Origin of the sequence: Roseomonas sp. CAU 1739, from assembly GCF_039839775.1 — a bacterium.
Taxonomy (GTDB): Bacteria; Pseudomonadota; Alphaproteobacteria; order Acetobacterales; family Acetobacteraceae; genus Neoroseomonas.
On sequence record NZ_JBDOQQ010000002.1, the window covers coordinates 89,188 to 105,407 of the forward strand.

12 protein-coding genes are annotated in these 16,220 nt (G+C 69.9%); 3 read left to right on the forward strand and 9 right to left on the reverse strand.

Annotated elements, in window-relative coordinates:
* Window positions 1-74 precede the first annotated feature (74 nt).
* From AAFN86_RS04025 to metK, 3 genes are read right to left on the reverse strand one after another with little or no spacing between them, the layout of a single operon-like run.
* Complete coding sequence (locus AAFN86_RS04025; RefSeq protein ID WP_347541940.1) at window positions 75-833, reverse strand: SDR family NAD(P)-dependent oxidoreductase; 759 nt, start codon at window positions 831-833, stop codon at window positions 75-77.
* The gene (locus AAFN86_RS04030; protein WP_347542380.1) at window positions 824-1,567 is read right to left on the reverse strand and encodes a tRNA (guanine(46)-N(7))-methyltransferase TrmB; all 744 of its coding nucleotides are present in this window, start codon (window positions 1,565-1,567) and stop codon (window positions 824-826) included. The genes AAFN86_RS04025 and AAFN86_RS04030 overlap by 10 nt, the downstream gene beginning before the upstream one ends.
* A gap of 14 nt (window positions 1,568-1,581) precedes the next feature.
* A complete protein-coding gene (metK, locus tag AAFN86_RS04035; RefSeq protein WP_347541941.1) occupies window positions 1,582-2,769 on the reverse strand; it encodes a methionine adenosyltransferase in 1,188 nt (395 codons plus the stop codon).
* Between the two features lie 440 nt (window positions 2,770-3,209).
* Between metK and AAFN86_RS04040 the strand changes: the two genes are divergently transcribed.
* Complete coding sequence (locus AAFN86_RS04040) at window positions 3,210-5,006, forward strand: ATP-binding protein (RefSeq protein WP_347541942.1); 1,797 nt, start codon at window positions 3,210-3,212, stop codon at window positions 5,004-5,006.
* Window positions 5,007-5,184: 178 nt separating this feature from the next.
* Here AAFN86_RS04040 and dapB read toward each other — a convergent pair whose 3' ends face one another.
* Window positions 5,185-5,958 (reverse strand): 4-hydroxy-tetrahydrodipicolinate reductase, encoded by a 774-nt coding sequence (gene dapB, locus AAFN86_RS04045; RefSeq protein WP_347542381.1) that lies wholly within the window; start codon window positions 5,956-5,958, stop codon window positions 5,185-5,187.
* Between the two features lie 207 nt (window positions 5,959-6,165).
* On the opposite strand from dapB, the gene AAFN86_RS04050 reads away from it, so the two are divergent.
* Entirely contained in the window at window positions 6,166-6,552 is a 387-nt protein-coding gene (locus AAFN86_RS04050) for a PRC-barrel domain-containing protein (protein ID WP_347541943.1), read from the forward strand.
* 208 nt (window positions 6,553-6,760) lie between these two features.
* Here AAFN86_RS04050 and dnaJ read toward each other — a convergent pair whose 3' ends face one another.
* Window positions 6,761-7,915: a molecular chaperone DnaJ gene (dnaJ, locus tag AAFN86_RS04055; protein ID WP_347542382.1), complete on the reverse strand. Its 1,155-nt coding sequence runs from the start codon at window positions 7,913-7,915 to the stop codon at window positions 6,761-6,763.
* A gap of 315 nt (window positions 7,916-8,230) precedes the next feature.
* Window positions 8,231-10,153, reverse strand: a complete 1,923-nt coding sequence (gene dnaK / locus AAFN86_RS04060; RefSeq protein ID WP_347541944.1) for a molecular chaperone DnaK — start codon at window positions 10,151-10,153, stop codon at window positions 8,231-8,233.
* Window positions 10,154-10,505: 352 nt separating this feature from the next.
* On the opposite strand from dnaK, the gene AAFN86_RS04065 reads away from it, so the two are divergent.
* Window positions 10,506-11,879 carry an FAD-dependent oxidoreductase gene (locus tag AAFN86_RS04065; protein WP_347541945.1) on the forward strand — a complete coding sequence of 458 codons (1,374 nt, stop codon included), beginning with the start codon at window positions 10,506-10,508 and terminating at the stop codon, window positions 11,877-11,879.
* Window positions 11,880-12,007: 128 nt separating this feature from the next.
* On the opposite strand, the gene AAFN86_RS04070 is transcribed toward AAFN86_RS04065, so the two are convergent.
* The 3 genes from AAFN86_RS04070 to ppsR are packed head-to-tail and all read right to left on the reverse strand — an operon-like array spanning window position 12,008 to window position 16,196.
* Entirely contained in the window at window positions 12,008-12,649 is a 642-nt protein-coding gene (locus AAFN86_RS04070) for a biliverdin-producing heme oxygenase (protein ID WP_347541946.1), read from the reverse strand.
* Window positions 12,650-12,663: 14 nt separating this feature from the next.
* A complete protein-coding gene (locus AAFN86_RS04075) occupies window positions 12,664-14,847 on the reverse strand; it encodes a GAF domain-containing protein (RefSeq protein ID WP_347541947.1) in 2,184 nt (727 codons plus the stop codon).
* On the reverse strand, window positions 14,844-16,196 hold the full coding sequence (gene ppsR / locus AAFN86_RS04080) for a transcriptional regulator PpsR (protein WP_347541948.1): 1,353 nt from the start codon (window positions 16,194-16,196) through the stop codon (window positions 14,844-14,846). The genes AAFN86_RS04075 and ppsR overlap by 4 nt, the downstream gene beginning before the upstream one ends.
* Window positions 16,197-16,220 lie beyond the last annotated feature (24 nt).

A 16,220-nucleotide genomic window follows, 5' to 3' on the forward strand; every position in this document is an offset into this window, starting at 1 on the left:
GAAGAAGGACTGCCCGCTGTCTATAGCGGCGCGAGAGGCGCGGGGGGAAGAATCGGCGGGCGGGCCTAGGCTTCTTAGGGCGGCAGGCGCAGCGCCGAATCGAGCCTCAGCGTGGTGCCGTTCAGCAGCGGATTGGCACAGATCGCCAGCACCATCCGCGCGAATTCCTCCGGCTTGCCGAGCCGTGCGGGGAACGGCGGCAGCGCACGGATCGCGGCCTGCGCCGAATCCGGCAAGCCCGCCAGCATCGGCGTCTCGAACAGCCCGGGCGCGATGGTGACGACGCGGATGCCGGATTTCGCCAGTTCCCGCGCGGCCGGCAATGTCAGCCCCATCACCCCTGCCTTGGACGCGGCATAGGCGCATTGGCCGATCTGCCCGTCCTCGGCGGCGATGGAGGCGGTGTTGATGATGACCCCGCGCTCATTGTCCGGCGCCGTGGGGTCCAGCGGCTGCATCCGTTGCGCGGCCAGCCGCAGCACGTTGAAGGTGCCAACCAGGTTGACGCGGATGGTGCGCTCGAACAGGGCAAGGTCATGCGCGCCGTTGCGGCCGACCACGCGCGCGGCGGGCGCGATGCCCGCGCAATTCACCACCAGCCGCAGCGGGCCGAGGCCGGCAGCGGCTTCCAGCGCAGCCGCGACATCGGTTTGGCTGGCGACGTCGCCGGCGATGGGCGTGGCACCGCAGCGCGCGGCCAGCGCGGCAAGACCTTCGGCGTTCAGATCCATCGCGACCACGCGGGCACCGGCGGCGGCCAGCGCCTCGGCCGTCGCGGCGCCGAGGCCGGAGCCGGCCCCTGTCACCAGCGCGGCGGCGTCATTCAGCTGCATGGCGCGTCGGTCCTGACGAAGGTCCAATACCGCGGCTTGCGACCCTCGCGGATCGCCTTCGCCTCATACCGCGTCGGGTGCCAATCGGCGCCGCGCTCCGTGACCACGGATTGCAGGGCGAAGCAGGGCTGGTCTGCGAACACCTCCTCGACCCAGGCCTGATAGGTCGGGTCGTCGGAGGCGATGCGCCATTCGGCACCTTCGCGCAGCACGCGGGCGACCAGCGGCAGCATGGCGGCATGCACGAAGCGCCGCTTGGCGTGGCGCGCCTTCGGCCAGGGGTCGGGGAACATCAGGTACAGCCGCCCGAGCGCGGCATCGGGCAGCAGCGCGACGAGGTGCCGCGCATCCTCGGGCCACAGGCGCAGGCGTTCGGGCACCGGGGCAGTCGCCTCGGCCCCTTCGGGCACGATGCGCGTCAGCAGCGAACACAGCCCGTTCTCGAAGACCTCCGAGGCGATCAGGCCGATGCCGGGATTCGCCGCGGCCAGGGCGAGCGCGTGTTCGCCGCCGCCGAAGCCCACTTCAAGCCATAGGTCCTCGGCGCCGGGGAAGATGGCACGCGGATGGGCCGCCTCCGCCGCCGTCAACCGGAGGCGCGGCAGGGCAAGGTCGAGCAACCTTTCCTGCCGCGGGCGCAGAGGGTGGCCCCGACGGCGGCCGTACAGCCGGTCGGGGATGCCCTCTGGCGTCAGCGAGGGCGCTCGATGCGACGGGGTGTCCTCCGTCGGCATGTCGCCCATGGCGGTCACCGGCCGAAGGCGCGCTTCAGCTCATCCACCAGGTCGGTCTTCTCCCAGGTGAAGGTGCCCTTGTCGTCTTCCGGCGTGCGGCCGAAATGGCCGTAGGCGGAGGTCGGCACGTAGATCGCGCGGTTCAGGTGCAGGTGTTCGCGGATGCCGCGCGGGGACAGGTTCACCAACCCGTCGATGACCTTCGCCAGCTTCACCTCATCGACGTCGCGCCCGGTGCCATGCAGGTCGAAATAGACCGACAGCGGCTTGGACACGCCGATCGCGTAGGAGACCTGGATGGTGCACTTGTCCGCCAGCCCGGCCGCGACGACGTTCTTCGCGACGTAGCGCGCGGCATAGGCGGCCGAGCGGTCCACCTTGGTCGGGTCCTTGCCGGAGAAGGCACCGCCGCCATGCGGAGCCGCGCCGCCATAGGTGTCGACGATGATCTTGCGCCCGGTCAAGCCGCAATCGCCGTCCGGCCCGCCGATGACGAACTGGCCGGTCGGGTTCACGTAGATCTCGTTGTCCGGGCACATCCAGCCGGCGGGCAGGCTGCTTTCGATGATCGGGCGCAGCAGGCGCTTGATCTCGGCCTGTTCCATCCCCGCTTCATGCTGGGTGGAGACAACGATCGAGGTCGCGCCGACCGGCTTGCCGTCGATGTACTTCAGCGTGACCTGGGACTTCGCGTCGGGCAGCAGGCCCTTCACCGCGACGTCGTTGGCGCGACGCATCTCGCTGATCCGGCGCAGGATGAGGTGCGCATAGTACAGCGGCGCGGGCATCAGCTCCGGCGTCTCGGTGCAGGCGTAGCCGAACATGATGCCCTGGTCGCCGGCACCCTCGTCCTTGTTGCCGGCCGCATCGACGCCCTGCGCGATGTGCGCGGACTGGGCATGCAGGTGGCAGGCGATATCGGCGTGCTGCCAGTGGAAGCCTTCCTGCTCATAGCCGATGTCGTGGATCGCGAGGCGCGCCAGGTGCATCAGGTATTCCGGCGTGACGGAGCCCGGGCCACGGACCTCGCCGGCCAGGACGACGCGGTTGGTCGTCACCAGGGTCTCGCAGGCCACCCGCGAATAGGGGTCGGCAGTCAGGAAGGCGTCCAGCACCGTGTCCGAGATGCGGTCGGCCACCTTGTCCGGATGGCCTTCGGAAACGGATTCAGACGTGAAGAGATATTCGCCGGTATCGCGCATGGCGTGGTTTGCCTCTTGTCGCGGGGGGATGTGCCGGCGGGGAGCCCCGGCAGGCTTGCGCCCGGAGGATCCGGGACGGTCGCGTATCGCAAGGGGGGGTGGCGGGGTCAAGGCAGCCCCGGTTCGGTGCCAGCCCCGAATGGCCGAAACGTTGCCCATGACGCGGGATCTCGGTATCCAGCAGCCGCGCCACAGGCGGCAGGGCGGCGCCGTGACGACACCGCAATGGGTCGGCCGGATCGGGATGCCGCCAGGGGCCTGGGGCCGCGGCGCCCGGCGAATTGTGGGGCTGCCCGGTACCTCGGCGCGCGGCCGGACCGACATTGCGATGCCGTCCATCGCAGGCCCCGGTACCAGCAACGATGCGCGAGGGTCCCTTTGGGGGCCGGCGGGCGTGTCGCGCGAAATCGTTCGGCTGTTGGATTGGGGGCTTTGTTGACGTGACCGGCATCACAAAACTGCGTGTCGGCGACGAGGACTTCCTCGTCGCCAGCATGATCGAGCGCTGCCCGAAGTCGATGATGCTGCGCGAACTGGTCAAGAATGCACTTGAGGCTGCCTGCCTGGCCGAACGCGGGCAGCGGACGGTCGAGATCACCGCCGTGATGGTCGATGGGGTCCGCAAACTCCGGTTCTGGAACACCGGCCCGGGCCTTGATGCGGACGAGCTGTTCAGCATGTGCGACATCGCATCCTCGGTCGGCAAGGTGCAGGCGCTCGACCGCAATTTCGGCATGGGGGCCAAGGTCGCGACCCTGCCGTCGAACCACCTCGGGGTGCGCTACCGGTCCTGCAAGGGCGGCATCGTCAGCGAGGTGACCATCGGCAAGCGCGGCGGCGTCTATGGCCGCGTGCTGCGCAACGACGGTCCGGGTGGGTCCATGGTCGCCGTGCTGGATGTCACGCGGCAGGTTCGCGAAGCCGGCGGCGATACGTCGCGCGACTGGACCGAGGTGACGCTGCTCGGCCAGCGCGCGGACCAGGATACGGTGGCCGATCCGTATGACGGCAATCCCCGGATGCCGAAGGGGTGGGTACTGCGCGAATTGCAGCATCGCTTCTTCCGGATCGGCGGCGGCGTGCGGGTCATGCTGGGCCCGGATGTCAGCAACGCGGTCCGGATGCGCGCCTTCCTGCCGCTCGCCAGCCATATGGAGGAACGCTACGCGCGCTGGGAGGCGATCGAACTGGCCGACGGGATCGTCGCGCGCTTCGGCTACGATCCGGCGCACCCGTCCCTGCCGGGGCGCAATGCATCCTTCGTCGATCGGCTCAGCCCGGATTTCAGCTTCGCTGGCCTGGTCCACGATGATGAGTTCTACGATTTCCGCACCGGCATGCGCTGGACCCAGGAAGCGCCGGGCTACGGCATCAGCTTCGGCGCGCGGCACCTGTCGGTGGTGATCGAATTGCCCCCGGGATACCCGGTGCGGCCCGAGGGATACCGGCAGTTCCTGCGCTACCGGAACGGCGCCCAGGACCAGGTGCGGCTCAACGACTTCGCGGCCATGGTCCGGGCGCACAGGCCGGGCTGGGTGCGCGACCTGGTGCAGAGCCTGTCGCCCGATCTCGACCTGCTGGGCGATGTGAACGAACAGTTGCAGAAACTGATCGCCGAGTTGGGCATCACACGCAAGCGCTTCAAAGTGCGCCGGCCGCCGCCGGTGAAGGACCCGGTCCGCGGCATCGAGGACGGCGTGGCGGGCGCCGCGCGCGCGGCGGACCCCGCGGCGACGACGCCGCCCCCGAAGCAGGAGGTGGACGGCGCGGCCGTTGATGAGTTCGAGGATCTGGAAGCGATTCCGGAGTTCCTGCTGTTGCGCAGCGAGGACGAGATCGCCGACCGGAACCTGACCTATCGCGCGGCGCGCTTCTATCCCGAGACGCATCAGGTCTACGTCAATCTCTGCTATCCGAGCGTCGCGCGGATGGCCGATGCGCTGGCGGCGACGGCACCGGGCGCGGTGCCGGTCGACCGGGCGGAAGCCATCGCGCTGAACGTTGCGGAACACATCCTGGTCCTGCGGCTTGGACAGGCGCTTGTGTACGGCCTGTCCAAGCGAGAAGCCGAAAAAGGCTGGAGCGCAGCCGAGAAGCTGCAGGCGACGGGCAGCGAGATGCTGACCATGATCGCCGAGACCCTGCCGAACGCGATGCTGGAGGCACGGCAGATGTTCGACGAACGCCTTGCGGATGCGATGGCGGCCGCTTCAGGGCGCGGCATGGCCGGGGCGTGATCGCCACGGTCGGGCGATTGTCGGTGCGGCCGCGAGCGTCGGCGCGGCCGGGCGAGGGACCGGCTTGCCCGCCGCGCGTGCCGCGGGCACGACGCCCCCGACGGCATGCAGAAGCGGGTTCCAACGATGCGAAGGGCGGCCGGTGCCAGGGGGCTTGGAGGCCGCCGCCGATGCCGCCCTACATGCCGAGCACGTCGCGCATGCCATAGAGCCCCGGCGCGCGACCCTTGACCCACAGGGCCGCGCGCACCGCGCCGTTGGCGTAGACGCGCCGGTCGAAATTGCGGTGGGTCAGGCTGATGTGTTCCGACGCGCCAGCGAACAGCAAGGTGTGCTCGCCGATCACCTGGCCACCGCGCAGCGCCGCGAAGCCGACCGTGCCGGTGCCGCGTGCGCCGCAATGCCCGTCCCGCCCGCTTTCACGGCCGGCTTCCTCAAGCGTGGTGCCGCGCCCGGCCGCGACGGCCCGACCCAGGGCGATGGCGGTGCCCGACGGCGCATCGACCTTCTGGCGATGGTGCATCTCGACGATCTCGGCATCGTACTGGGCGGGCGGAAGGGCAGCCGCCATGCGTTCGGCGATGGCGAGGAACAGGGCAACGCCCGGGGCGAAGCTCGCGGCATAGACGATGGGGATGCGCTTCGCGGCCTCGGCGACGGCCGCCTCATCGGTCGCCGACAGGCCCGAGGAGCCGAGGATCAAGGGCGTGCCGGTCTCGGCCGCCGCCAAGGCATGGGCGCGGGCGGAATGGGCGTGGGTGAAGTCCACCACCACATCCGCGCCGGCGCAGAGCGCCACGATGTCGGGCAGCACCGGCAGGCCCGGTGGCAGCGTGTCGAGCGAAGCGCCGGGGCGCAGCGTGCCGCCGGCCAGGGCGGCGCCCGCGGCGATGGTTTCCTCGGCAAGGAGGCGGCCCATGCGGCCGGCGATGCCGGCAATGCCGATGCGGATGGTCACGGACTGTCCCCTTCCTGTGAAGCCGTCGCCCGATGGCGACCTGGCGGTGTGGGCCAGGATCATCGCGTTCGCGGCGGCGGCCGGCAAAGCCCGTTGGCGCCCGCGGCCTCTCGGGATTGTCATGGGCCGTTGCCGCGGCCGGCACAACCCGCGGCGCCCGCGCACGTTCTTCCTCCGACAACACCGTGAGGAGGATCCCACATGAACACGCTCGACCCGCGCCGCGACGCCCGCCCCACCACCAAGGACATGACCGCGCCGACCACCGGGCACCTGATTGCCGGTGGCAAGGTGTCGGGCACCGATGTCTATTCGCTGGATGCCGAACACATCGGCGCCATCGAGGATGTGATGCTCGACAAGCAGACCGGGCGCGTGTCCTACGCCGTGCTGTCCTTCGGCGGCTTCCTGGGCCTGGGGTCCAAGCATTACCCGCTGCCATGGGACATGCTGCGCTACGACACCAACCTCGGCGGCTATGTCGTGAAGCTCGACAAGGCGCGGCTGGAGAGCGCACCGGTCATCGAGGAGGGCTGGGCCGACCGTCGCCGCATGGTGGATGACTACTGGGCGACGCCCGTGCTGTGAGGGTAGCGCAGGCGCGCCTGCCCCCCGACCACTCCCCCGCCGGGGGTCCCCATCGGCGTCGCGACCGTCGTCACGTCGACTGACCGCAACGGCCCCCTGACTGCGATGCCGAGGTGCCAAACCGCAACGACCTGGCGCCAAAGCCCCGCGGTCCAGGGGGCCGCAGCCCCCTGGTGGGGGAGTTCGAGGGGGCGACGCCCCCTCGACTCTACCGCGCCAGCCCGTCCCAGAATTCCTTCACCTTCGCGAAGAACCCTTCGCTTTCCGGGCTGGTCTTGCCGCCCGTCACCGCCTCGGTTTCGAATTGCTCCAGCAATTCGCGCTGCTTCGGCGTCAGGTTCTGCGGTGTCTCGACGCTGACCTGCACGTACATGTCCCCGCGCGCGGCGGAGCGCAGCACCGAGAATCCCTTACCCCGCAACCGGAACTGGTCGCCGGTCTGGCTGCCGGCCGGTATCGTCACGCGGGCCCGGCCGCCGTCGATGCTCGGCACCTCGACATGGCCGCCGAGTGCGGCCTGCGTCATGCGCAGCGGCACGCGGATGAAGATGTTCGACCCGTCCCGCTGGAAGATCGGGTGCGGCTTCACCGCGATATCGACGTAAAGGTCGCCGGCCGGCGCACCGCGCAGCCCTGCCTCCCCCTCACCCGTCAGGCGGATGCGCGTGCCGTCTTCCACCCCGGGCGGGATGGTGACGTTGAGGTTGCGCTCGCGCTGCACGCGACCGGCGCCGTGGCAGATCTTGCAGGGGTTCTTGATGGTGCGCCCGGATCCGCCGCAGGTCGGGCAGGTGCGCTCGATCAGGAAGAAGCCCTGCTGGGCGCGCACCTTGCCCTGGCCGTTGCAGGTGCCGCAGGTCTGCACGCCGGAGGACGACCCGTCCTCGGCGCCCGTGCCCTTGCAGGCTTCGCAACTCACGGAGCTGGGGATGCGGATATTGGTCTTTGAACCGGCGAAGGCTTCCTCGAGCGTGATCTCGACCTGGGTGCGGAGGTCGGCGCCACGTCCGGTCGCGCCCCCGCGCCCGCCGCGGCCGCCGCCGCCGAAGCGGCCGAACATCTCCTCGAAGATGTCCTCGAAGCCGCCGCCACCGAAGGGGCCGCCCTGGAACCCGCCGCCGCCACCGGGCCCGCCCTGTTCGAAGGCAGCGTGGCCGAAGCGGTCATAGGCGGCGCGCTTCTCGCTGTCCTTGAGGACGTCATAGGCCTCGTTCAGTTCCTTGAAGCGCGGCTCGGCGTCCTTGTCCCCGTGGTTGCGGTCGGGGTGGTACTTCATCGCGAGCTTGCGATAGGCCTTCTTCAGCGCGTCCTCGTCGGCGTCGCGGCCGACGCCGAGGACTTCGTAGTAGTCGCGCTTAGTCATGGACATTGTGCTGGCCCTCAGACGGCGGGCGGCCGGCACCAGCCGACCTCGCCTTCGCGCCATGCGCTGTTGCGCTGGCGGCGGCAGGTGGTTTGGGCGCGGTCGCGCCGTGCAATCCCGGATCGCGGGTGGCCGCGATCCTGAGAAGGTTCCGGGCCGCGCGGCTTGCCGTGCTCCGAATGGGATGACGCGCCGATATGGCCGGCGCGGGTGTGAATAGGTGAGCGCTGGTCACGGTGGTGGTCCCGAAATCGGCGCCGCCCGGTCCTTGCTGGAACCGGGCGGCGTTGCTCATGGTTGTCGCAAATCGTCCGATCAGGACGGCTTGCGCTTGTTCGGGTCCACTTCCTCGAACTCGGCGTCCACGACCTTGTCGCTGCCGCCGGCACCCGGCGCAGCGCCAGGTGCCGGCCCGCCTTCGGCCGGCGCCTCGGCCTGGGCCTTGTACAGCGCCTCGCCCATCTTCATCGCCGCCTGGCCCAGCCGCTCATTGGCGCGGGTCATAGCTTCGACGTCCTGGCGCTCCATCGCCGCCTTCGCCTCGGTGACGGCGGCTTCCACATCGGCCTTCTCGGCCGGCGGGACCTTGTCGCCATTCTCCTTCAGCGTGCGCTCGGTCTGGTGCACCAGGGCTTCCAGCTGGTTGCGCGACTCGACGCTCTCGCGGCGCTTCTTGTCCGCTTCCGCGTTGGCTTCCGCGTCCTTCACCATCCGCTCGATATCGGCATCCGACAGGCCGGACTTAGCCTGGATGCGGATCTGCTGCTCCTTGCCGGTGGCCTTGTCCTTCGCGCTGACGGACACGATGCCGTTCGCGTCGATGTCGAAGGTCACTTCCACCTGAGGCACGCCGCGCGGCGCCGGCGGGATGCCCGTCAGGTCGAAGGTGCCGAGCTGCTTGTTGTCGGCCGCCATCTCCCGCTCACCCTGGTAGACCTTGATGGTCACCGCGGTCTGGTTGTCGTCGGCCGTGGAGAAGACCTGCGACTTCTTGGTCGGGATGGTGGTGTTGCGGTCGATCAGTCGAGTGAACACACCGCCCAGCGTCTCGATGCCGAGGCTCAGCGGCGTCACGTCGAGCAGCAGGACGTCCTTCACGTCGCCCTTCAGCACGCCGCCCTGGATCGCGGCGCCGATGGCGACCACTTCATCGGGGTTGACGTTGCGCGCGGGCTCCTTGCCGAAGAAGGCCTTCACCGCCTCAACGACCTTGGGCATGCGGGTCATGCCGCCGACCAGGATCACCTCGTCGATCTCGCCGGCCGTCAGCCCGGCATCCTTCAGCGCCTGCTTGCAGGGCTCAAGGGTGCGCTGGATCAGGTCGTCGACCAGGGCCTCCAGCTTCGAACGCGTCAGCTTCATCACCAGGTGCTTCGGCCCGGAGGCGTCAGCGGTGATGAAGGGCAGGTTGACCTCGGTCTCCTTGGCGGAAGACAGCTCGATCTTCGCCTTCTCGGCCGCTTCCTTCAGGCGCTGCAGCGCGAGCTTGTCGCCGCGCAGGTCGATGCCCTGCTCCTTGCGGAACTCGTCAGCCAGGTAGTCGATGATGCGCTGGTCGAAATCCTCACCGCCGAGGAAGGTGTCGCCGTTGGTGGACTTCACCTCGAACACGCCGTCGCCGATTTCCAGCACGGACACGTCGAAGGTGCCGCCGCCGAGGTCATAGACCGCGATGGTGCCGCCCTTCTTCTGGTCCATGCCGTAGGCCAGCGCCGCCGCCGTCGGCTCATTGATGATGCGCAGCACCTCGAGGCCGGCGATCGCGCCGGCTTCCTTGGTGGCCTGGCGCTGGGCGTCGTTGAAATAGGCCGGGACGGTGATGACGGCCTGGGAGACAGCCTCGCCGAGATAGGCCTCGGCGGTCTCCTTCATCTTGGTCAGCACCATCGCGCTGACCTGCTGCGGCGCGTAGGACTGGCCGTCCACTTCCACCCAGGCGTCGCCATTGGCGGCCTTGGTGATCTTGAAGGGCGCGAGGCCGATGTCCTTCTGCACCATCGGGTCGTCGAAGCGGCGGCCGATCAGGCGCTTCACCGCATAGAGCGTGCCCATGGGGTTGGTGACCGCCTGGCGCTTGGCGGACTGACCCACCAGGCGCTCGCCATTCTTGGCGAAGGCGACCATGGAGGGGGTGGTGCGGGCACCCTCGGCGTTCTCGATGACCCTGACGTCCTTGCCTTCCATGATGGCGACGCAGGAATTCGTGGTGCCGAGGTCGATGCCGATGACCTTGCTCATCCGTGTACTCTCCTCTGCGGCAGGCGGGGACGGCCCGAATGTGGCGCCATGCCCGCCCCCTGTGCTGAACCGGCGGCGAGGGCCGCTGCGGATGGGGTGGTTGGGGTGCCCCGCGCAAGGCGGGGCTTCGTGACGGATGGGATGTATTGATCCGGGCGGCTGGGGACAAGTCCCGTCATGGGGCCGGCGCCGTAGAAGAGTCGCGGCGCGCGCCGCATGGCGCCCTGCACGGCGCGCATGATCCCTTTGCCCCAGCGCAAGGCGCGGGGCGGCCGCCCTGTGATCCGCCGCCGTTGCGCTGCCGGGCCGACCCTCCCTAGGCTCCAGGCCATCCACGGAAAGGATGTCGTTCATGGCCATGCCGGGCTTCGGCCGCCGTGCCCTACTTCAGGTGCTGGCCGCGGCGGCGGCGCCCGCCGCCCGCGCCGGGGCGCCGGACCGCCCCCTCAACGTCGTGGTCATCGGCGCCGGCCTGTCGGGCCTCGGTTGCGCCCGCGACCTCGCTGATGCCGGCCACCGCGTCACCGTCCTCGAGGCCCGCGCGCGCACTGGCGGGCGCCTGCACACCGTCGATTTCCGCGGCGTCCGGCTCGACATGGGCGGCGCCTGGATCCATGGGCCGGAGGGCAATCCGCTCACCCCGCTCGCCGACCAGGCCGGCATCCGCCGCATGCCGACCTATGACGTCCGCTCCGTCATGGCCGATGCCGATGGCCGCCGCCTGACCGAGGCCGAAACCACCGCCATCTTCGACGAGGTCGGCCGGTTGATCGCCCATGACAGCCCCCATGCCTGGCGCGGCGCGCGCGACGTCTCGCTGGCCGAGGCGGCGCCGGTGCTCGACCCGACCACCCGCGCCACACCCTATGAGCAGCGCGTCGCCGCCTGGCTGTCCGCCTACGTCGCGGGCTATGCCGGGGGCGATGCGGCGGAGGTGTCCGCCCAGGGTTGGTTCGGCGGGGAGGGGGAGATCCCGGAGGAAAACCACCTCCTCGCCCAGGGCTACAACGCCGTGACCGACCTGCTGGCGCGGGGCCTCGACATCCGGTTGCGCCAGGTGGTGCGATCGGTGCGGCTGGTGGGGTCCGGCGTGGTGGTGGCAACCGCCGACCAGGCCCATTTCGCCGACCGCGTGGTGGTGACGCTGCCGCTGGGTGTGCTCAAGCGCGGCGACGTCGCCTTCGACCCGCCGCTGCCTGCCGCCCATCAGGGGGCGATCGCGCGCATCGGCAACGGGCTGCTGAACAAGATCGTGCTGGCCTTCCCAAGCGCATTCTGGCCGGCCGAGGCGCATTACCTGCGCAGCCTGTCCGCCACGCGCGACAATGTGGCGCCGGAGATCGTCTCGCTCCAACCGCATCTGGGCGTGCCGGTGCTGGTGGCGCTGGTCGGCGGGTCTGCCGCGCAGCGGATCGAGATGCTGCCGGACGTCGCGCAGGTGGACCTGGCGATGACCGTGCTGCGGCGGATGTTCGGCAACGGCATCCCCCGCCCGGTGGATACGCGCGTCACCCGCTGGTCACGCGATGTCTTTGCGCGCGGGGCCTATTCCTTCCTGCCGGTCGGGGCATCGCTGGCCGACCATGCCGCGCTGTCGCGGCCGGTTGCGGGGCGGATCTTCTTCGCCGGAGAGGCCGCGACGACCGAGGCGCCGTCCTATGCCCATGGGGCGCTGCTGGGCGGGCGACGGGCCGCGAGGGAGGTCGCGGCCAGTCGGGCCGGTTAGAGCAGGATCCCGATCAGGTCGAGTCACCCGCTCGGGTGAAGAGGCTGGTTGAAGCCCCGGGGCCGGAGCGGCTTCCGTGCATGTGTGCGAACGGCGTGCGCTCTGACAGCGCGCACAGGCGTTTCCGCTTATGACGGGCGTTGCTCGTCGCCATCGGCCCCCACAAGGCGTTCGAATACGAGGAATGCCTCCATCGCGGCCGCGACCATGGCGCTCCGGGCCTCATCGGTCGCGCCCAGGCTCTCGATCGCGTTGCACAGGGCGCGCCACATGCGTCCATGGTGCGCCCCGTAGCCGAGCAGGAAGCTGCGCCCGCCGGCGCCGCCCGGCGGCAACACGCCATCGAGGCATCGCGACAGGGCAAGCCCGCCGAGCCGCGACCCCTCGCTGACATACAGGTAGCCGATGGCGGCCCCGGCGCTGGTCGGTATCGGCAGGTCGCCCAACGACAGTGGCGGCAGGGTGCCGGCCGGCGCCCCAAGGGCGTCCAGGTCGTCCAGCAACTGTCCGGACCGCCTTCGTTCAGCACAATCGATGCCGTGGACGACCAGGGCCGGCCCTCGCGCCAGCCGATCCTCGATGACAAGGTGAAAGGCGAGGAGCCGACGCAACAGAAGGATGTAGTCGCTGCGCGAGATGCTGCCCCCGGCGAGGCGACGCAGGGCCGGTATCCGGTGCAGCCGCTCATGGATGGCGCCGGTGGCATGGCGCAAGGCATCGCGGGCCACGCCATCGTCCCGCGCACCGGCGGTCGCGGCCTGCTGTGGCATGGTCCTGTCCAGGCCTAGGGCCGCTTCGGCGACAGGTGGCGCGCGTGCCAGATCAGCACCTCGAGCACATCCGCCGTCCGCGCGACGGAAGCCCGCACGCTTTCCAGCAGCTCGGGCATCCGCTCGGGCTCGACGCCGTCGGTGATCTCCAGCGCCGCAAGCTGCGCATTCTCCACCACCGTGGCGAGCAGCGTGCGGAACACGAGGTCTTCCTGCGACCCGAGGCGACCGGCGCGCAGGCGCGGGCCCTGGACGATGCCATCCTGGAAGTGCCGGCGCGCCGCGTCGGCCTCCTTGCGCTTGGTCAGATCGTTGAACAGGAACACGAAGCCCAGCACGCGATCGGGCGCGGAAAACACCGGATCGGCACGCACCAGCAGCGCCTGGCCCATGCCGTTCTGCGCCTTCAGCCGGACCTCGCCGCGCCAGCTGCGCAGGTTGCCAAGCAGGTCGCGCAGGCGACGCTGGATCAGCTCATCGTCGGTGAAGCAGCGCAGCAGGTCGCTCATCTCCCGCGGCAGCGGGCGGGCGGCATCCGGCAGCAGCCGCTCGAAGGCCTCGTTCATCAGGTGGATGGATCCTGACGGATCGCAGATCAGCACCGGCAGGTCGGATGCCTGGACCTGCCCGCGGACCAGGTTCAGCTGGTCCTGCGCGATCAGCATCCGCACCGAGCGGAACTGCAGCACCACATCTGTCACCGTCTCGCCGATGATGCGGGCCGCGGTCAGGTCGCGCGGCGTCCAGGGATCCCCGGTGCCTTCGACCACCTGGCGCCATTGCGCGAAGGATCGGCGCGGCGACAGGTCCGACGGGTTGTTGCCGACCACGACAGCCTTCGTCGGATCCCCGCCCCAGGTCACCGTGCGCTTGCGCTCCGGCCGGAACCACAGCAGGTATTCGCCCGGTGCGGTCGATATCGATGCGGCGATCAACCCGCTTGCCACCGGCGTCAAATTCGCCAGCGACGGCACAAGCAGGCCGAGCGCGTTGATCGCGGTCACCGGCGCGCGGGGCTGGTGATCCAGCCAGCGGCCGATCTCCCGCAGCTCGGCGGTACCGGGCACTTCGCCCGCGGTCTGCACCTGGCCCTCGAACAACAGCGCGGCGCCGGTGGCGCCCACCGGCGCCAGCAGGGCGTCGGCGGCCTCGAACAGCGCGGCGCGCCAGTCGCCCTTGCGGGAGATGGCCTCGACCATGCGCTGTTCCAGCCGGCGCACGGCGATCTCGGCCTGGCCCTGGGCGAAGCTCTCCAACGCCGCGATGCGCGTCCCGAGCGCCTCGGCCAGCAATTCGCAAACGGCGCGGATTTCGAAGGACGCGGCGCGCGGCACATAGTGGTGGCAGGACACCAGTCCCCACAGCCGGCCACCGACCATGATGGAGGCAACCAGCGTCGCGGCGACGCCCATGTTCCGCAGATACTGCACGTGAATGGGCGACGAGCTGCGCAGCACGCACAGCGACATGTCGAGCTCGACGCCGGTCAGCGGGCATATCCGGGGCTCCAACGGCACCGGCGTGTAGTTGATGTCGATCAGCACCCTGACACGGTTGCGCTCATACAGGCGCCGCGCGATCTGCGGGATGTCGGAGGCGGGGTAGCGATTGCCTAGGAACGGCTCGAGGTCCTGCCGCCGCTGCTCGGAGAAGACCTCGCCATGGCCTTCCTCGTCGAAGCGATAGATCATCACGCGGTCATAGCCGGTGACGTCGCGGAAGACCCGTGCCGCCTCGTCGCATAGCGCCGGCAGGGTGTAGGTCGCCAGCAGGCGCTGCAGGGCCTTCTCGACCTGGCGCGCGAAATCCACCGTCTCGCCGGCGGGTTCGAGCTCGACCACCAGCCCGCCGCTGGGGGGGCGGTGCACCAGGACATCGCAGATGATGGCCGCGGGTCCGGCCCGGCAGCGCAGGGCGACCGGCACCGCATCCATCGGCTCGGTGAGCATCGGCACGATCCGCGCCACCAGGTCGTCGCCGAGGTGATCGAATGTCACATCGGCCGCGTCGCAGCCAAGGAAGGCCGCGCAATTGGCGCTTGCCTGCACCACGGCCAGGTCCGGTTCGCGCAGCACCAGCAGTGCGCCATGCGGCTGTATCGAACCCGCCAGGTGGATCTGCTCGCGCTCGCAGTTCGACAGGTCGGCCTGACCGAAGGCCGGCAGGAAGGCCTGCGCCAACCTGGTCGCCTCCGTCACCCTGTCTGCTCCGCATCCTCGTCGAGGCCGGCGTGGAATCCGTATCGCCCCAGCTTGGCGTAGAGACTCTGGCGGCTGAGCCCCAGCAACTCAGCGGTCGCGGTGCGATTGCCGTCGGCCAGCGCCAGCGCGCGCTCGATGCAATGCCGTTCCAGCGCGGCTGCCGTTCGCCGCACCAGGGCGGGCAACGGCGTGGTGCCGATGTCCTTCTCGATCTCGCCGATGGCGTCGCGCAGGGGCGAACGCCCGTCGCGATCGTCAATACGGCGACCGACATCGCGGATCACCATGCCGATGGCGCGCGACGGCCCGATCCCCGTGCTTGCGGCCGAGATCTCCACCTCGGCCTCAAGACCCACCTCACCGGTGATGACGGTGGGAAACAGGCGAACCTCGCCATGGTCGTGCAGGCTGGCCAGCAGCACGCCAAGGCCCGATCCGGGCCGGGCGAGCCAGCGGCCGGCCGACTGGCCAAGCGCGCCGGCTTCGGTGGCGACCTGGACCAGTTCCAGGAAGGCCTTGTTGGCGCGCCGCACCGTGCCGTCCTGATCGGTCACGATGAAGGCGTCCGGCAGGCGCTCCAGCATTTCCTCGACCCGCAGCAGCGTTCCGCGCGCGGCGGACTGCGTATCGGTCCCCGCATTGGCCAGCTGCAGCAGGAAGACGGGGCCGGGGTCGCGCGTCATGAGCGTTGCGCGCACCAGCCAGGAGGCCCGCTCGGCGCCGAGATGCACCAGGATACCCGGCGCGCGGCCCTGTTCGCGCGCACGTCGCAACATGCCGCGGAACGCCTCCTCGTCGCGTGGCGCGACCTCGCGCAGGAATTCCCAGCCCGGGGCCAGGCCAAGCGCACGGATCGCCGCCGGGTTCGCCTCGATCACACGCAGCGATTCGGCCTCGACCACCAGCACCGCTTCGTTCGAGGCGTCAAACAGCAGGCGCGAGCGGGTCTCGATCTCGCGCAACTTCCAATAGTCCTGCTCGCGCGCCTGCTGGGTGGCGATCAGGCGCGACTGGAGCTCGGCCACGGCCTGCAGGTTCTTGCCGACGGCGATGAGGCCGGCGCCCGCGCCGAGCCGGACGGTGGTGTATTCGATGGGCAATTCAAGCCCGCTGGGAAAACGCTGGCGCACCTGGCGAAAGGCGGAGACGCCGCGATTGCGCGCGTCATCCAGCATTCGGCTGATCCAATCGCCGCCCGCATCGCCAACCGTATCGGTCCAGGGATGGCCAACCCAGTCGCCGACCTCTTCGGTCGGGATGGCGCTCGACAGCGCAGCCTCCCGGATCACGCCCTCCCAATCGAGCATGAGCGTAATGTCGGGCTGCGCGAAATTGACTCGGTTCATGGTACGTTCCAGCGGCGCCAGCGC

Excerpts from the sequence above, each read along its gene's own strand:
- AAFN86_RS04030 (WP_347542380.1), bottom strand. The coding sequence starts at position 1,567 with ATGCCGACGGAGGACACCCCGTCGCATCGAGCGCCCTCGCTGACGCCA.
- AAFN86_RS04050 (WP_347541943.1), top strand. The coding sequence starts at position 6,166 with ATGAACACGCTCGACCCGCGCCGCGACGCCCGCCCCACCACCAAGGAC.
- ppsR (WP_347541948.1), bottom strand. The coding sequence starts at position 16,196 with ATGAACCGAGTCAATTTCGCGCAGCCCGACATTACGCTCATGCTCGAT.
- AAFN86_RS04025 (WP_347541940.1), bottom strand. The coding sequence starts at position 833 with ATGCAGCTGAATGACGCCGCCGCGCTGGTGACAGGGGCCGGCTCCGGC.
- AAFN86_RS04065 (WP_347541945.1), top strand. The coding sequence starts at position 10,506 with ATGGCCATGCCGGGCTTCGGCCGCCGTGCCCTACTTCAGGTGCTGGCC.
- metK (WP_347541941.1), bottom strand. The coding sequence starts at position 2,769 with ATGCGCGATACCGGCGAATATCTCTTCACGTCTGAATCCGTTTCCGAA.
- AAFN86_RS04070 (WP_347541946.1), bottom strand. The coding sequence starts at position 12,649 with ATGCCACAGCAGGCCGCGACCGCCGGTGCGCGGGACGATGGCGTGGCC.
- dnaJ (WP_347542382.1), bottom strand. The coding sequence starts at position 7,915 with ATGACTAAGCGCGACTACTACGAAGTCCTCGGCGTCGGCCGCGACGCC.
- dnaK (WP_347541944.1), bottom strand. The coding sequence starts at position 10,153 with ATGAGCAAGGTCATCGGCATCGACCTCGGCACCACGAATTCCTGCGTC.